The sequence below is a fragment of the Thiomonas sp. SCN 64-16 genome (assembly GCF_001725585.1).
GTDB lineage: Bacteria > Pseudomonadota > Gammaproteobacteria > Burkholderiales > Burkholderiaceae_C > Thiomonas > Thiomonas arsenitoxydans.
This window is the reverse complement of record NZ_MEGQ01000024.1, coordinates 30695-45222: the sequence shown is the minus strand read 5'-3', so window position 1 is coordinate 45222 and position 14528 is coordinate 30695. Positions and strand designations below refer to the sequence as shown.

General features: G+C 64.9%; 14 protein-coding genes and 4 pseudogenes. 12 read left to right on the top strand and 6 right to left on the bottom strand.

The features are described from left to right. Positions 1-98 precede the first annotated feature (98 nt). The 5 genes and pseudogenes from ABT24_RS08405 to tnpC form a co-directional block, all read left to right on the top strand. Positions 99-356, top strand: coding sequence for a hypothetical protein (locus ABT24_RS08405; RefSeq protein WP_286737658.1), 258 nt, complete (start codon positions 99-101; stop codon positions 354-356). 77 nt (positions 357-433) lie between these two features. Beyond that, positions 434-796, top strand: a pseudogene (locus ABT24_RS08400) (transposase); the annotation flags it as partial. Between the two features lie 80 nt (positions 797-876). Further along, positions 877-1245, top strand: a complete 369-nt coding sequence (locus ABT24_RS08395) for an IS66 family insertion sequence element accessory protein TnpB (RefSeq protein ID WP_286737656.1) — start codon at positions 877-879, stop codon at positions 1243-1245. After that, positions 1233-1583, top strand: coding sequence for an IS66 family insertion sequence element accessory protein TnpB (gene tnpB, locus ABT24_RS08390; RefSeq protein ID WP_276730026.1), 351 nt, complete (start codon positions 1233-1235; stop codon positions 1581-1583). Before ABT24_RS08395 ends, tnpB begins: the two co-directional genes overlap by 13 nt. Positions 1584-1645: 62 nt before the next feature. Next, positions 1646-3007: pseudogene (gene tnpC / locus ABT24_RS08385) on the top strand (IS66 family transposase); the annotation flags it as partial. Between the two features lie 68 nt (positions 3008-3075). Here the strand turns inward: tnpC and ABT24_RS08380 are convergent. From ABT24_RS08380 to ABT24_RS08370, 3 genes are read right to left on the bottom strand one after another with little or no spacing between them, the layout of a single operon-like run. Further along, a complete protein-coding gene (locus ABT24_RS08380; protein WP_013105991.1) occupies positions 3076-4080 on the bottom strand; it encodes a tyrosine-type recombinase/integrase in 1005 nt (334 codons plus the stop codon). After that, positions 4080-5009: a tyrosine-type recombinase/integrase gene (locus ABT24_RS08375; protein ID WP_276730030.1), complete on the bottom strand. Its 930-nt coding sequence runs from the start codon at positions 5007-5009 to the stop codon at positions 4080-4082. Before ABT24_RS08375 ends, ABT24_RS08380 begins: the two co-directional genes overlap by 1 nt. Before the next feature lie 26 nt (positions 5010-5035). Then, positions 5036-6268 carry a tyrosine-type recombinase/integrase gene (locus tag ABT24_RS08370; RefSeq protein WP_013105993.1) on the bottom strand — a complete coding sequence of 411 codons (1233 nt, stop codon included), beginning with the start codon at positions 6266-6268 and terminating at the stop codon, positions 5036-5038. Between the two features lie 167 nt (positions 6269-6435). Between ABT24_RS08370 and ABT24_RS08365 the strand changes: the two are divergent. The 6 genes and pseudogenes from ABT24_RS08365 to ABT24_RS08340 form a co-directional block, all read left to right on the top strand. Then, positions 6436-6615 (top strand): annotated as a pseudogene (locus ABT24_RS08365) (transposase domain-containing protein); the annotation flags it as partial. A gap of 641 nt (positions 6616-7256) precedes the next feature. After that, positions 7257-7808, top strand: a complete 552-nt coding sequence (locus ABT24_RS08360) for an iron transporter (protein ID WP_276708675.1) — start codon at positions 7257-7259, stop codon at positions 7806-7808. A 4-nt stretch (positions 7809-7812) separates the two neighbouring features. Continuing rightward, on the top strand, positions 7813-7938 hold the full coding sequence (locus ABT24_RS08355; RefSeq protein WP_276708676.1) for a hypothetical protein: 126 nt from the start codon (positions 7813-7815) through the stop codon (positions 7936-7938). 48 nt (positions 7939-7986) lie between these two features. Further along, a complete protein-coding gene (locus tag ABT24_RS08350; protein ID WP_276708677.1) occupies positions 7987-8346 on the top strand; it encodes a cupredoxin domain-containing protein in 360 nt (119 codons plus the stop codon). A gap of 11 nt (positions 8347-8357) precedes the next feature. Next, positions 8358-9173: an FTR1 family iron permease gene (locus ABT24_RS08345; protein ID WP_276730036.1), complete on the top strand. Its 816-nt coding sequence runs from the start codon at positions 8358-8360 to the stop codon at positions 9171-9173. Further along, a complete protein-coding gene (locus ABT24_RS08340; protein ID WP_276730039.1) occupies positions 9170-10555 on the top strand; it encodes a 4Fe-4S binding protein in 1386 nt (461 codons plus the stop codon). Before ABT24_RS08345 ends, ABT24_RS08340 begins: the two co-directional genes overlap by 4 nt. A 65-nt stretch (positions 10556-10620) precedes the next feature. Here the strand turns inward: ABT24_RS08340 and ABT24_RS08335 are convergent, their stop codons facing one another. Then, positions 10621-10806 carry a hypothetical protein gene (locus ABT24_RS08335; protein ID WP_276730042.1) on the bottom strand — a complete coding sequence of 62 codons (186 nt, stop codon included), beginning with the start codon at positions 10804-10806 and terminating at the stop codon, positions 10621-10623. After that, complete coding sequence (locus ABT24_RS08330) at positions 10806-11129, bottom strand: HAD family hydrolase (RefSeq protein ID WP_338123581.1); 324 nt, start codon at positions 11127-11129, stop codon at positions 10806-10808. The genes ABT24_RS08335 and ABT24_RS08330 overlap by 1 nt, the downstream gene beginning before the upstream one ends. A gap of 649 nt (positions 11130-11778) precedes the next feature. Here ABT24_RS08330 and ABT24_RS08320 point away from each other — a divergent pair. After that, positions 11779-12102: pseudogene (locus tag ABT24_RS08320) on the top strand (integrase core domain-containing protein); the annotation flags it as partial. 538 nt (positions 12103-12640) lie between these two features. Here the strand turns inward: ABT24_RS08320 and glmS are convergent. Continuing rightward, complete coding sequence (gene glmS / locus ABT24_RS08315) at positions 12641-14476, bottom strand: glutamine--fructose-6-phosphate transaminase (isomerizing) (RefSeq protein ID WP_276730045.1); 1836 nt, start codon at positions 14474-14476, stop codon at positions 12641-12643. Between the last annotated feature and the right edge of the window lie 52 nt (positions 14477-14528).

The window sequence follows — 14528 nt, the reverse complement described above, 5'->3', positions numbered from 1 at the left end:
TGAATTCGCGGCGCTGTGCAGAGATGGCCGGAACGGTCTGCATGGCGATCCCGGCGAGGCGAAGTCTTCCATGTGGGGTTGCCACAGCAGCCAACCCCATGTCTTGGCTGCTGTGTCAGCGCTGCTGCATTCCAATCATCTGGAGAATTGCCATGAAAAAACTGTTGATCGTCATCACCCCCCTGCTGATGCTGGGCGCCGCCTATCCGGCGTTTGCTGCGGGCAGCAATGGGGTGCAGACCCGGGAGGCGCAAATTCAGGCCTGCTTCCGTATGCATGATCAATTGACGGACAGGCCCGCCGTGCGCAATCCGCTGGACTGCTGGAGGACGCATGGATTCTTGATGAAGCAGTGACCAGCCTTGCAGCCATCCCCGTCTGGGGGCAACCCTGCGGGACGGGGGACTGGGCAGCGCATTGCGGCGTTGCATGTATACCCACGAGTTACCGCCCCTATGAGCTGGACCAGGTGATGCTGCTGCCGGCGGCGCCGCAGGACTGGCTGCCGCCGGGCCACTTGGCCTACTTCATCCACGACCCGATCGGCACGCTGGACCTGTGCGCGCTCTACGCGCGCTATGAGGGCGGCGGAGCGCGCAACCAGCCCTTCCATCCGGCGATGATGGACAAGGTGCTGTGGTACGGCTATGCCACCGGAGTGTTCAGCTAGCGCAAGATTGAGCGACGTATGCACGAGGATCTGGCGTTGCGGATGCTGGCGGCAGGCAACCTTCCCAAGCACCGCACGATTCGGGACTTCCGTGCGCTGCACCTCAAGGAGTTCTCGGACCTGTTCGGTAGGCGGCCAGCGAACCCATCTTGAGTCCGAGAGCCGAGGCTGCGAAGCTGCGGTTTTCGGGGGCGATGGAGGTTGGCATGGTCAGTCGGTTGCGCAAGGACAAGCTCAGCGAGGACGAGGTTCGGGAACGGTTGGCGGCGGTTGACGCGTACGAGGCCAGCGGCCTGAGCGGCGACGCCTTTGCACAAACGCGGGGCATCAAGTACCTGGATCTGCGCGGTTGGGCATCGCACGCGCCGAGGTGGCGGGCGCGGCTTGCCGGGGATGCCTACACCGCCACAGGGCGCGCAGCGACGGCGTTCGTGAAGGTGCAGCCCAGCGAAGTGACGATGGCTATGGGATGTGCCCGCATCGTGTGCGAGGCCGGGACGCGCCGGGCGCAGGTCGACTGGCCGGTGTCGGCGGCGGCCGAGTGGGCGCAGTGGCTGCGGGCATGGCTGGGGTGATTCGCATCGAGGCGGTCTGGCTGGCGGTGGGCGTAAGCGACCTGCGCGGGGGCATCGACCGCCTGCTGGGTCAAGTGATCGGGCGATTCGGCGCGGCGCAGCCGCATCATGCCTACGTGTTCGCGAACCGGCGCGCGACGCGGCTGAAGGTGCTGGTGTTCGATGGTGCGGGAATGTGGCTGTGCACGCGGCGGCTGCAGCAAGGCGGCTTTGCCTGGCCGCAGGACGAAGGCGCCGCGGTGCGCCTGAGTGCGCAGCAATGGGACTGGCTGGTGGCCGGGCTGCCGTGGCAGCGCATGACGGCGGCCGCACGCGCCGAGGCGATCCGGGTGATCTGAAGGCTGTCCATCGGGGCAAGCTCGGCTTGGCTCGCACGCGCATGCGCGCGAGAATGGCCGTCATGGTGGAGGCGATCGATGACGACAAGCTGCGCGCGCTGGGCGAGGACCCGGCCGCGTTGTACGCCCGAGGTCTGATCGAGCAGTTTTCGGCCGAGGTCAAGCACCAGGCGCAGAAGAACGCGGCGTTGAGCCTGGAGGTGGCGCGGCTTAAGCGCTGGCGCTTCGGCCAGTCCAGCGAGAGCCTGGACAGCCACCAGGGCGAGCTGTTCGACGCCAAGACGCAGGCGCTGCTGCAGCAGGAGGAACAGGCCGAGGACCGCGCCGCCCTTGAGGAGCGTCGCAACCCGAACAAGCGCCGTCCGAAGCGCCAGCCGCTGCCCGGCAACCTCGAGCGCATCGAGCACCGCTACGAGATCGACTCCGGCCTGTGCCCGCAGGGCCATGCCTTGCAACGCATCGGCGAGGAGATCAGCGAGCAGCTCGACTGCGAGCCGGCACGCTTCTTCGTGCATCGGCACATCCGCGGCAAGTACGCCTGCGCCTGCTGCCAGACGGTGCTGGCCGCGCCGATGCCCGCGCAGGTTGTCGACAAAGGGATCCCGGCCCCCGGCTTGATGGCGCAAGTGATCGTGGCCAAGCACGACGACCACCTGCCGGCCTACCGGCAAGAGGAGATCTACGCGCGATCCGGGGTGCGCGTGCCGCGTTCGAACATCACGTCGTGGATCGGCATGGGCGGGGTGTGGCTGCAGCCGCTGGCCGCGGCCATCCGGGCCGCCGTGCTGAAGCAGCTGGTGCTGCACGCCGACGAGACGCCGGTGGCCGAACTCAAGCCCGGCGCGGGCAAGACGCACCGCGCCTATGTGTGGGTCTACCGCAGCGCGCAGCTGCCGCTGGTGGTGTACGACTACCGCGGCAGCCGCGGCGGCGCGCATGCACGCGAGTTCCTGCGCGGCTGGTCGGGCACGTTGGTGGTGGACGACTTCAGCGGCTACAAGGCACTGTTCGCAGGCGGCGCCATCCGCGAGGCCGGCTGCTGGGCGCATGCGCGACGTAAGTTCTTCGAGGCCCACAAGCTGACCCAAAGCGCCCTGGCCGCCGAGGCGCTGGAGCGCATCGGCGCGCTCTATCGTCTCGAGCAGGAGATCGGCGAACTCGATGAAGGAGAGCGATTGCGAAGACGTCGCCAGCATAGCCAGCCGCTGCTGGACGCACTGCACGCCTGGCTGCTCGAGCAGCGCCCGAGACTGGCCAAGGCCGACGCCACGGCGCGCGCGATCGACTACACGCTCGGGCGCTGGGCGGCGCTGAGTGTGTTCGCCGACGATGCGCGCGTGGCCATCGACAACAACGCCGCCGAACGCGCCATGCGGCCCATCGCGCTGGGGCGCAATAAGGCGAACTTCGCTTTTATGCGAAGTCAGCACGACGCTGTTGTGTCGGCACCCTGGGCAGGGTCGCCCCAGGGCGCCGACGGTGATTCGCATAATCACAGCCCTTGTAGGAACGCCAACAGGGCCTTCGGCGCGCGGTACCGCGCTTGCTTGATCTCCGGTTGCTTCAGCCGTGCCAGCGCGCGCTCCTTCATGGCCAAGTCAGCCTCGACGTACATGTGAGTTGTCGAAGGGCTCTCGTGACCCAGCCATAGCGCGATCTCACAAGGGTCGACGCCGGATTGCAACAGGCTCATCGCAGTCGAGTGCCGCACGATATGCGGCGACACCGACATCGTCTTGAGCTGCGCGTGTTTGACCGACGCCACCTTGACGGCCAGCTTCAACCGCTGGGCAACATTGGCTCTGGTCATCGCCCGTCCGTCTCGCGTGGGCAGCAGCGGCGACTCCTGGCCCAACTGCGGATTCAGGTGCAGCCAGTCGCGCACGGCACGAGCCGAACTCTTCCACAGCGGGAGCGAGCGCTGCTTGCGCCCCTTGCCGTGCAGCCGGATGCTGTTGCTCGGCCCGAGCACGACGTCGGCCACGTGCACGCCGATGATCTCGGAGACGCGGGCACCGGTGTTGAACATGAGCGTCAGCATCAGTCGGTCCCGCTGCCCGATCCAGGTGTCGCTCGCCACGTCGATCACCGCCAGCATCTGCTCGTGCGGCACGAAGCCGACCATCCTGCGCTCGAAGCGCTTCATCGGCACGGCCAACGCGTTCTCGATCACGCCCAGGTTGGCCGGGTCGCGCCTGGCGGCGAACTTCAGGAACGCCCTTACCGCGGCCAATCGAACATTACGACTTCGCACGCAGTTGTGCCGCTGAGCCTCCAGGTGATCCAGGAAGTCGGCCAGGAACCGGGCACTGAGGTCGGTCATCGTCATCCCGTGTGCGGGCAGGCGCAGCTTGTCCTCGGCGAAGCGCAGCAACAGCACGAAGGTGTCCCGGTACGAAGCCACCGTGCGTGGGCTCAAGGCGCGCTGCTGCACCATGTAGTCGGTGAAGAATTCCTGCACGAGGCCGGCGAACGTCGGTGCGGTCTGGTGGCTCATCACTCGCCCCCTTGCTCGACGACGCCGACGAAGCGCTCGAACCGCGCGCCGATGGTGTCCATCAACTCCGGAATGCCGGACAGGTACCAGTAGGTGTCGGAGATCTTGGCGTGGCCCAAGTAGGTGCACAGCCAGAACATCGCGTGGTCGATGGACTGACCAGATTCGCGCCAGCGCTGCAGGCGCCGCACCGCCATCGTGTGCCTCAGATCGTGGATCCGGGGATACGGATGGTCGCCGCGGGCGCGCCAGCCCAGTCCTGGTTGCAGCCGCCGGAAGACGTTCTCTACCGTGCGCGTGGGCAGATATCCACCATCGTGCGAAACGAAGAACGGGGCGCTGTCCTCGGTGCTCTGGCATCGGTTTCGCGCTTGCCGGTACAGCTCGAGTTCCTGTACCGTACTCGAATGAAGCGGCAGGCGGCGGGACTTGTGGAACTTGGTCTGGCGCACGGTGAGCGCGGCGGCCTGCGGGTCGACGTCGCCCAGCGTGAGCATCAACGCTTCGGACAGCCTGAGGCCGGCCGCTGCGATCAGCCCGAACAGGCTGCGGTGGGTCAGCGCTCGAAGAGGCCAGGTCAAGGTGAGTCGACCGGCTGCGTCGAGCAACTGGATGATCTCCTGGTCCGTGTAAATGTGCGGTGCCAGGCGCCGATGACCACGGCCAAGGATGCCCCTGGGAGGAATCTCCGTGGCCGGCTCGAACTGCCGGTAATGCGCAGCGAATGGAAGCACGATCTCCAGCCGGCGTGCTGCAGTCACGTCGCTGGTCCGATGCACATGTTCCCGTGCCCAACCCAGCAGCAGCTCCTGCGTGAGTGGGCCTCGGTGATCTCGTGTGTCGGCGTACCGGGCAAATCGCGCGAGCTCGGTGGCGGGAGCTGTCAGCGCAAAGCCCAGGCGGCGGCGATCCTGGAGATAGTGCTCCACAGCCTCTTGCATGGGTGTTGCCGCACTCATGGCCGGCTCCCGGGCCACGGCATGGCCACCGCGAGCAGCCGGCCGAAGTCGACCTTGGCGTAGATGAGCGAGGTGTCCAGCTCGCGATGGCGAAGCACATCGGCGACCTCCTTGAGCGTGCCGCCGGTGTTGAGAAGCCGGCTGGCCAGCGTGTGCCGAAGAATGTGCACCCGGGTGTACGGCAACCCGGCGCGGCGATACGCCTGGCGCACGGCACGCCTGACGACGTCGGCGGCCACTGGTTCATCGACAGGCGCCACGTGCCGAACGAAGACACGGCGGCTCGTAGTCTGGGGGCGGCGTTCCGACCGCACATAGTCAGCAATGGCAGCGCCGGTGAGTTGCGGCAGCGGCAGCACATCGGCTCGTCGCGATTTGCTCCCGACGATGCGAACGGTGCCGGCCACCCAGTCGATGTCGTCGAGTTCCAGCGCGATCGCCTCGCTGCTGCGCAGTCCGAGGTCGACGACGCAGCGCACCAGGGCGTAACAGCGCAGGCGCGACGGTAGGTCCGCAGGGAAGGCAGCCAGCAGCCGGTTGACCTCGTCGGGCGCGAGCGTCTGTGGCAAGGGTGCAAGACGCCAATGCGCCGGCGCGGCAACCACCGGCAGTAGGTGCTCGACGCGATCGCCCTCGAAGGCACGGAAGCCCAGGTAGCTGCGCACGGCCGTCGCGGTGACGCCGCCGCTGGCGGCGCTCACCCGCGAAAGCTCTTGGGCCAGGAATTGCCGCAGTTCCTCGGCCGACGGCGTCGTCGAGTTCGAGGTCATGGACAGCAACGCGCGAACGATCGCCAAGCGCCGAAGGCGCGTGCTGCCAGCGAGTCCCTTGGCGTGCAGCAGGTGGTCGTCGAAGCGCAGCAATTGCTCATCGACCGGGTTGCCAGGACGATCGTCCTGTTGGACGCCCGAAGCGCAGACAACAGCCTTCAGATGCTGCAGAGCCGCGCGGACCTGGTTGCGGCTGCGCTGCACCGGGGCAGCGCAGGTGCAGCGAGGCAGGTGTTCGTCGATGAAGGCAACGACGTGTTGATTGAGGCTCTGAAGGGCGAAGCGCCGTCGTCTTGACCAGTGGGCGAAGTGGGCAACGCAGTTCATGTACTGGCGAGCAGTACCAGGCGCGTACCGCTGCTCAGACAGTCGATCCCAGAACGGCTGAACGAACGGCGCAAAGGCGCTGGCTCGAAGTCGAGCCGCGGCCGGCTCCGTGAGGAATTCGAAGGCATCCATCGCGATCTCCTGATGTGGGGTTGGCACCCCAGGAGACGCGACTTCTTATGCGAAGTCCAGTAGCAGATCAGACTGGCGCGGCGCTGCGTCACCGGTGCCCCGCGTCGTGCTGACTTCGCATAAAAGCGAAGTTCGCCTTATTCCTGTTATGCGAAGCTTCGCATGAGCGCAAGAATTGGCTGTTCGTCGGCTCGCGCCAGGCCGGCGAGCGCGCCGCCGCGCTGATGACCCTGATCGAATCGGCCAAGCTGTGCGGGCTCGATCCCTGGGCTTACCTCAAGGACGTGTTCACGAGACTGCCGACCTGGCCGAACAGCCGACTGGCTGAACTGCTGCCGCACCATTGGGCAGCGAGCACAACGTCAGCCTCGCCCCAGCAGCGACCTCCTGACCAGCGCCCAGGCTGGCGCCAAGATGGGTTCGCTGGCCGCTTACCCTGTTCGTGCAGGTGGTGCGTCTGGCGCGCGAGATGGGCCTGGTCAAGCTGGGCGCGGTGATCTCCCCTTGCGCCAGAGTCATGACCCGAGTGGCCGCCTGATGGAAGTCTGCGTGAATGGCGCGCCATTGTTGATAGCCCTCGATCCCGGCGAACTTTTGGGCGCCAACTTCATGGCCACGCTGCTCCGAGATCGGCGGTTGGGGCAGGTGCGAGGATCTGGACACGCATGTCCTGAATCGCCATACATCACGACATTGACAGGCTTATCTCTTTAAATAACAATGATTCGCATTTCTTGCATGGAGGTGAAGAATGCGAATCAAGCGGTGGATCCGGGCCTCGGCAGGAGGGAAATTCGGGTTGTTTCGGGGCGGTGAATGGCCTTGCGTAAGTCGGCTCATCCCGAGGAGCGTTTGCGAATGGGAATTATTCCTGATAACATGCTGCCATGTTGAATCATCACGGAAAACTGATTTTGAGGAAGTAACCAGCTATTCAATCAGCCAGACAACCAGCCAGCCTACTGAACCTTGGAAAAGGGAGAAACCCATGCATTTTCGTAAACTCGTTACCCCCGTCGCCCTTGCCGCCTTGACGGCAGCCCTCGCCACCCCCGCCGTGGCCGTGGAATATCCGGTCGGCACGCCCCAGCAGCGCAACGGCATGGAAATCGCCGCCGTCTACCTTCAGCCTGTCGAAATGGAACCGGAAGGCATGATGCGTCCGACCAAGGATTCCGATGTACATCTGGAAGCCGACATCCACGCGCTCGCCAACAATCCCAACGGCTTCGACGAGGGCGCCTGGATACCTTATCTCGTAGTTAAGTACGAAGTCACCAAGCAAGGCGGCAGCGAGAAGATCAGCGGCGACTTCATGCCCATGGTGGCAAACGACGGCCCGCACTACGGCGACAACGTCAAGCTCATGGGGCCGGGCAAATACCACGTCAAATACACGATCTATCCGCCATCCGCCAACCCGCACAGCCATTTCGTCCGCCACACCGACCGGCTCACCGGCGTGCGGCCTTGGTTCAAACCTTTCGAGGTGGAATACGACTTCACTTATGTCGGCATCGGCAAGAAGGGAGGCTATTGAAGAAATGGCGCAGCGCAACCTGACACGCATCGGCGTGCTGGCAGCTTCGTTCATGGCCGTGCCCGCGTTCGCCGACGACGATGCCGCTTCATCCGCCATCCGGCCGGCAACCAGGCCGCCGACGCGGTGAAGATTTTCGGCGTGCGGGCCAATCTGAGTTTCTGACGGGAAGAACGACATGCACAAAAAGCCAACTCTATCAGGTGCGATCAGCGCCCTCGCCGCCGCTTCGGTTGCGGCGGTTTTTCTGTCCACGCCCACGCTGGCGGCGGAACTGCTCACCTACACCGTCGTGGCCAAGGACGGGCGGCTTGTCCCGAACACTTTGAACGTGCCCGCCGGGAGACGCTTCAAGATCATCGTGCGCAACGAGGGCCATGACGCGATTGAGTTCGAGAGCCTGCAACTGCGCAAGGAGAAAGTACTCGCGCCGGGCGCGGAATCGTTCGTGGTGATCGCGCCGCTCAAACCCGGTGAGTACGATTTTTTCGACGAATTCCATTCTGCCACCGGGAGGGGCCGCATCGTCGTGAAATGAAGGAGTGACCCATGGGCAACGCGCTTTTCATCGTCTGGCGTGAAACTATCGAAGCGATGCTGGTCATCGGCATCCTGCACGGCTGGCTCAGCGCCCGCCCGGGGGCCCGCGCCGGGCTTACCTGGCTGTGGGGCGGCATTGCGGCGGGACTGGGGCTCGCCGTATTTCTGGCCATAACCATCATGAACATCCAATCGTGGGCTTCAGGCGCCACGTTGGAATGGTTCCAGGCTCTCATGCCGATCGTCGCCTGCGGCCTGATTTTCCAGATGGTGTGGTGGATGCGCCGCCACGGGGCGGGGCTGAAAAAGGAGCTGGAGGCGAAGATGGCCAGCGCCACGGAGCGGGCCAACTGGCTGGGCATGGCGGTGCTGGCGGCGGTGGCGGTGGGGCGTGAGGGCGCGGAGTCGGTGGTGTTCCTCTACGGCGCGGTGAAGGGCAGTTCGAATGCCGATATTGCCTTGGGAGGCGCCACGGGTTTTATTCTTGCCTTGGGCGCCTATTGGCTGCTTTCCCGCGGCAGCCGCTTCATTTCCTGGCGGGCCTTTTTCCGCGTGACGGAGGTGTTGCTCCTGCTGCTGGGCGGAGCGTTGCTGGTGGACGGGACGGAGAAGCTGGTCGGCCTGGAGGCGCTGCCGGCCCTGGCTGATCCGCTCTGGAGCACGGCATCTCTGCTGGACGACAGCACGCGGGCGGGCGGACTTGTGGCGGCCTTCACCGGTTACCGGGCCGCTCCCTCGGGCATGGCCTACGCGCTGCTCGCCGCCTACTGGGCGCTTGCGCTTGGCATGCTGCTCAGGCTCAAGCCGATGAGGCGCAAGGCATGAATGCGGTGGCGGAGCAACGCATCTCTACCGGCCACGGCCGACTCGCTCGTCTTGGGCTTGCCATGCGCAGCCACCGCGGAGCGATCATCGCAGCGCAATGGTTCGTGGTGTTAGGCTACCTCGTGCTGGTGGCCCTGCCGGCATTTCTGCCGCTGCCGCCGGACCAGACCCATATCTGGAACAACCTGACCCGCTTTGCGCAGTTTGTATTCTGGGGCCTGTGGTGGCCCTTCGTCATCCTCTCCATCATGCTGCTCGGGCGGACGTGGTGCGGCGTGCTGTGCCCAGAGGGCGCACTCAGCGAGTGGGTTTCTCGATATGGCTTGGCGCGCGGTATCCCGCGCTGGATGAAGTGGGGCGGCTGGCCGTTCGTGGCCTTTGTGATGACCACGCTATTCGGGCAAATGACCAGCGTCTATGAATACCCGAAACCCACCCTGCTCATCCTGGGCGGTTCGACCATCGCGGCGATCGCCGTAGGGCTGATCTGGGGGCGAGAAAAGCGGGTGTGGTGTCGGCACCTTTGCCCCGTCTCCGGCGTGTTCGGCCTGCTAGCGAAAGTCGCCCCGCTTCACTTTAGGGTGGACCGGGCAGCATGGGACGCCGCGCCTGCCGGCCACCGCACCAGCCTTCGGCACCCGGTGAACTGCGCCCCGCTCATCGATATCCGGCGCATGGACAGCGCCTCGGCCTGCCACATGTGCGGGCGCTGCGCCGGTGAACGCGAAGCGGTTAGTTTGGCCTTGCGCTCGCCCAACGCTGAAATTCTTGCCGCGAAAACCGGTCCGGAAAATTCCGATCGCTGGCCCGCCCGTCTGCTGGTCTTCGGCATGCTGGGCGTCGCACTCGGCGCCTTCCAGTGGAGCGCCTCGCCCTGGCTCGTGGCCGCCAAGCAGGCGATCGCCGGCTGGCTGGTGGATCACGAGATCTGGTGGCCGCTCAATGAGGCGGGCCACTGGTGGCTACTTACCTATTACCCGGAGGTGAACGATGTCTTCACCTGGCTCGACGGGGGCATGCTGCTCGGCTACATCACGGTCGAGGCGCTGGTCGTCGGCGGCTGGATATGGGTGTGGCTCAGGACAGCCGGCTGGTTTTCCGGCCTCCCCTGGCAGCGGTTTGCCTACACGCTCATTCCCTGTGCCGGGGCCAGCGTGTTCGCTGGCCTCTCCCTGCTCACCACTACACAACTGGCGGGAGAAGGGATCTCTCTGCCCTGGGCCAACGACGTCCGCATGGCGCTGCTTGCGTTCGCTGCGCTGTGGGGCATGGCGCTGACGTGGCACCTGGCAAAAAGCCGGCGCGTCGCCGCCGTTGTCTGCGTTGGCATGGCCGCATTCCTGCCGATGGTGGCGTGGGGGGTGCAGTTTTTCGTCTGGTGACCGCCGAGATGCATCAACGAATCAATCTGCCCGCTCCTCATGGGCCAGCAGACGCAAGGCGTTGATCACCACGATGATGGTCGGCCCTCGTGAATGAGCATGGCCACCCCGATCCCCGCCCAACAAAACAGGGTGGCGGGGATCAGCGGCGCAACCACGCCCAGCGACACCCACAGGTTCTGGCGAATGATACGCCGCGAGGCGCGGCTCAAGGCCACCGCAAACGGCAGCTTGGAAAGGTCATCCGCCATCAGCGCCACGTCCGCGGTTTCCAGCGCCACGCCACGGCCGGCGCATCGTTGACGCCGTCGCCGACCATGGCCACCAGGCCGTAGCGCTGCCCGAGTTCATACATCCCCCTGACCCTGTCTTGCGGCAGCAGACCTGCTTTCACTTCGTCCAGGCCGACCGCGTCGGCGATGGCGCGGTCCACGCGTTCGTAGTCGTCTGTGAGCATAATGGTCTTGCGAATGCCGAGTTGGCGCAGGTGCTCCAGCACCTCGCGCATCCCTTCGCGCGGCATGTCAGCCAGGCCCAGCACACCCAGGAGCTGCTCATTCGCCTGAATCAACATGATTGGTTTTGCCCTCTGTCTGGAGGCGCTCTGCCTGCTGTTGAATGGCTTCCAGGGGGCGCTCTAGGCTCCACCACTTGTTAGAGTCGTTGGGCAGGTGGGAGTGCACCTCGAGCTGCCGCAGTTGTGCTCGCTCTTCAAGGGCCTTGAAGCACAGGCCGTCGTTCTCTGGATTGGAGATGAGGTCGTGAGCGATGAGCAGTGGGAGACTGTGTACGTTGGTACAACGCGTGCAAAGTCTCTGTTAACAATCGTTGGCTCAAGAGGAACGCTCACGACGCCGCGCGATGACCCCGGAAATTGCGCATCAGCCGAGTTTTCACACAGCCTCGACCCACAGCTGACGCTTGTCGGCGTGGCAAGCGGACGCTTGCGCAGCGCATGTGCATGGGAGGCTCGGAGGTCAACGGCAGCCAAACGCCAAGCTGGCCGAAGATCTGGGCGGCGGCGCGCTCGCGCACCCGATCAGGGACGAAACCCATAGCTGCCATCTCGGCGACCGCAGCCATCGGCACGACTGGGGCTACGGCTGCGGAACCTGTCCGGCCCGCGCGCCGTAATCCCGTCCGGGTCGGCGGGATGGACGCCCGATCGCCGGCAGAGCGACTCGGTGCAGCCGAGCGGGACGTGGGAATGCATCGAATGCGACAATCATTCCGACAGGGGGTCGCAATACGTGTCCATCCGCTACTCAGAACGGCTGTCAGAGGCGGGCATCGAGCCCTCGGTGGGCAGCAAGGGCGACAGCTATGACAACGCCTTGGCCGAGACGATCAACGGGCTATACAAGGCCGAGGTGATCCATCGCCGGTCCTGGCCCACCCGTGAATCGGTGGAGCTGGCAACGCTGGAATGGGTGTCCTGGTTCAACCATCACCGGTTGCTCGGACCCATCGGATACATACCGCCAGCAGAAGCTGAGGCAAACTACTACCGGCAACTCGCCAGTCAGACCTCCATGGTGGCGGCCTGACTTAAACCAGCCAGCCTCCACGATTCCCGGGGCGGTTCATGTCGGGCCAAGAATGATTCCATATCAGCGTATCAGCATCCGTCTCGGCGGATGCCGCGGCGTCGAGTTCTGCGTCTAATGTCCGGACCTTTGACGGTTTCGGTCAAAAGTACCCTCGGAACTGGAAAGCTCCTCGCGACAGTGGTGTCGGGCCTAAGCCTTGGGTTGTCACTCAAGGGTCAGCAAAATTGCATGCTCGATAACGCGTGGTTCTAGCCTACGCGACATCCAGTCCCCGTATCACCCGCGATGTCCAGTGCCAGCAGCGCAATGCGTGGAGTCAAATCGGCCCACAGGCCGCGACGCGGCGTCGTGGCTGTTTGCGACTTCATGTGCATGCCTCGCGAACCCGCATTCTGCCTTGATTGTTGTTTGCGACTTTAATTGCACGGAACAACATCAATGTCCCATGATGGAACTTTGTTTTTCAGGATAGAACTTTATTTGTTGCGATAGAACTTTATTTGTTGTCGACAGGAATATCGAAGTCTTGCTCATCTCACTCCACCGTCACGCTCTTGGCCAGATTGCGGGGCTTGTCCACATCGGTGCCGCGGGCGGTGGCGGTGTGATAGGCCAGCAGTTGCAGGGGCACGACGTGGAGGATGGGGGAGAGCGCGCCGTAGTGTTCGGGCAGGCGGATGAGGTGTACGCCTTCGCTGGCTTCGATCTGGCCGTCGGCGTCGGCGAAGACGTAGAGCTCGCCGCCGCGGGCGCGCACTTCCTGCAGGTTGCTCTTGAGTTTGTCGAGCAGCGCATCTCGCGGGGCGACGGCGACCACGGGCATGGCTTCGGTCACCAGGGCCAGCGGGCCGTGCTTGAGTTCGCCCGCGGGGTAGGCCTCGGCGTGGATGTAGGTGATTTCCTTGAGCTTGAGCGCGCCTTCGAGGGCGATGGGGTAGTGCATGCCGCGCCCGAGGAACAGGGCGTTTTCGCGGCGGGCGAACTGCTCGGCCCAGGCGATGATCTGCGGCTCCAGCGCCAGCACGCTTTGCACGGCGGCGGGCAGGTGGCGCAGGGAGGTGAGCATGGCGGCTTCAGCCTCGTCGCTCAGGCGGCCTTTGGCACGGGCCAGCGCCCCGGCCAGCAGGTAGAGCGCGACAAGCTGGGTGGTGAAGGCCTTGGTCGAGGCCACGCCGATTTCGGCCCCGGCGCGGGTGAAGAACTTCATGGCGGTTTCGCGCGCCATGGCGCTGGTGGCGACGTTGACCACGGCCAGGGTGTGGGTGTGCCCGAGTTGCTTGGCGTGTTTGAGCGCGGCCAGGGTGTCGGCGGTTTCGCCCGACTGGGAAATGACGACGATCAGCGCGCTGGGATCGGGCACCGAGTCTCGGTAGCGGTATTCGCTGGCGACCTCCACCTCGACGGGCACGCGGGCGATGGACTCGATCCAGTACTTGGCGGTGAGCCCGGCGTAGAAGCTGGTGCCGCAGGCCAGAATGCGCACGCCGCTGATGGCGGGAAACACGCTCTCGGCCTGCGCGCCGAACAGTGCGGGGGTGATGGCCTGGATGCCGTCGAGCGTGTCGGCGATGGCGCGCGGCTGCTCGAAAATTTCTTTCTGCATGAAGTGGCGGTAAGGGCCAAGCTCCACGGCGGCGGTGTAGGCGGTGATGGTGCGCACCTCGCGGGTGGCGGGCTTGTGGGCGCGGTCGACGACCCACACCTTGCCCAGTTGCAGGTCGGCGACGTCGCCGTCTTCGAGGAAGATGAATTGGTCGGTGGTGCCGGCCAGCGCCAGCGCGTCGGAGGCGAGGAAGTTTTCGTTCTGCCCCAGGCCAACGACCAGCGGCGAACCGTCGCGCGTGCCGATGATGCGGTGCGGCTCCTCGCGGCTGAATACCGCAATCGCATACGCGCCGTGCAGTTGCTGGGTGGCGGCCTGCACCGCCTCGAACAGATCGCCGGCGTAGAGGTGGTCGATCAGGTGGGCGATGACTTCGGTGTCGGTCTGGCTCTCGAACTGGTAGCCGTCTGACTTCAGCATGGCGCGCAGCGACTCGTAGTTTTCGATGATGCCGTTGTGCACCACGGCGATGTGCGCCGACTCCGCCGTCTTGTTCGGCCCGGCCGAGAAATGCGGGTGCGCGTTGCGGGTGGTGGGCGCGCCGTGGGTGGCCCAGCGGGTGTGGGCGATGCCGGTGAAGGCTTGCAGGTCGTGCGTTTGCGCGTCGAGTTCGGCCACGCGCGACACGCTGCGGGCGCGCTGCAACTGGCCGTCGGCATAGACGGCGATGCCGCAGGAGTCATAGCCGCGATATTCCAGGCGGCGCAGGCCCTCGATCAACACCGGAACGATATTGCGTTGCGCCACGGCGCCGACGATTCCACACATGAACAGACTCCCTAGGGTTGCGTTGGCTGCCATGATAGGCAGGCGCCTGTGA

What these genes read in the sequence shown, in the direction of transcription:
- tnpB (WP_276730026.1), top strand. Translation starts at nt 1,233, where the DNA reads ATGGCTGGGGTGATTCGCATCGAGGCGGTCTGGCTGGCGGTGGGCGTA.
- ABT24_RS08350 (WP_276708677.1), top strand. Translation starts at nt 7,987, where the DNA reads ATGCACAAAAAGCCAACTCTATCAGGTGCGATCAGCGCCCTCGCCGCC.
- glmS (WP_276730045.1), bottom strand. Translation starts at nt 14,476, where the DNA reads ATGTGTGGAATCGTCGGCGCCGTGGCGCAACGCAATATCGTTCCGGTG.
- ABT24_RS08370 (WP_013105993.1), bottom strand. Translation starts at nt 6,268, where the DNA reads ATGGATGCCTTCGAATTCCTCACGGAGCCGGCCGCGGCTCGACTTCGA.
- ABT24_RS08345 (WP_276730036.1), top strand. Translation starts at nt 8,358, where the DNA reads ATGGGCAACGCGCTTTTCATCGTCTGGCGTGAAACTATCGAAGCGATG.
- ABT24_RS08340 (WP_276730039.1), top strand. Translation starts at nt 9,170, where the DNA reads ATGAATGCGGTGGCGGAGCAACGCATCTCTACCGGCCACGGCCGACTC.
- ABT24_RS08330 (WP_338123581.1), bottom strand. Translation starts at nt 11,129, where the DNA reads ATGTTGATTCAGGCGAATGAGCAGCTCCTGGGTGTGCTGGGCCTGGCT.
- ABT24_RS08355 (WP_276708676.1), top strand. Translation starts at nt 7,813, where the DNA reads ATGGCGCAGCGCAACCTGACACGCATCGGCGTGCTGGCAGCTTCGTTC.
- ABT24_RS08380 (WP_013105991.1), bottom strand. Translation starts at nt 4,080, where the DNA reads ATGAGCCACCAGACCGCACCGACGTTCGCCGGCCTCGTGCAGGAATTC.
- ABT24_RS08360 (WP_276708675.1), top strand. Translation starts at nt 7,257, where the DNA reads ATGCATTTTCGTAAACTCGTTACCCCCGTCGCCCTTGCCGCCTTGACG.
- ABT24_RS08395 (WP_286737656.1), top strand. Translation starts at nt 877, where the DNA reads ATGGTCAGTCGGTTGCGCAAGGACAAGCTCAGCGAGGACGAGGTTCGG.
- ABT24_RS08335 (WP_276730042.1), bottom strand. Translation starts at nt 10,806, where the DNA reads ATGGCGGATGACCTTTCCAAGCTGCCGTTTGCGGTGGCCTTGAGCCGC.
- ABT24_RS08405 (WP_286737658.1), top strand. Translation starts at nt 99, where the DNA reads ATGTCTTGGCTGCTGTGTCAGCGCTGCTGCATTCCAATCATCTGGAGA.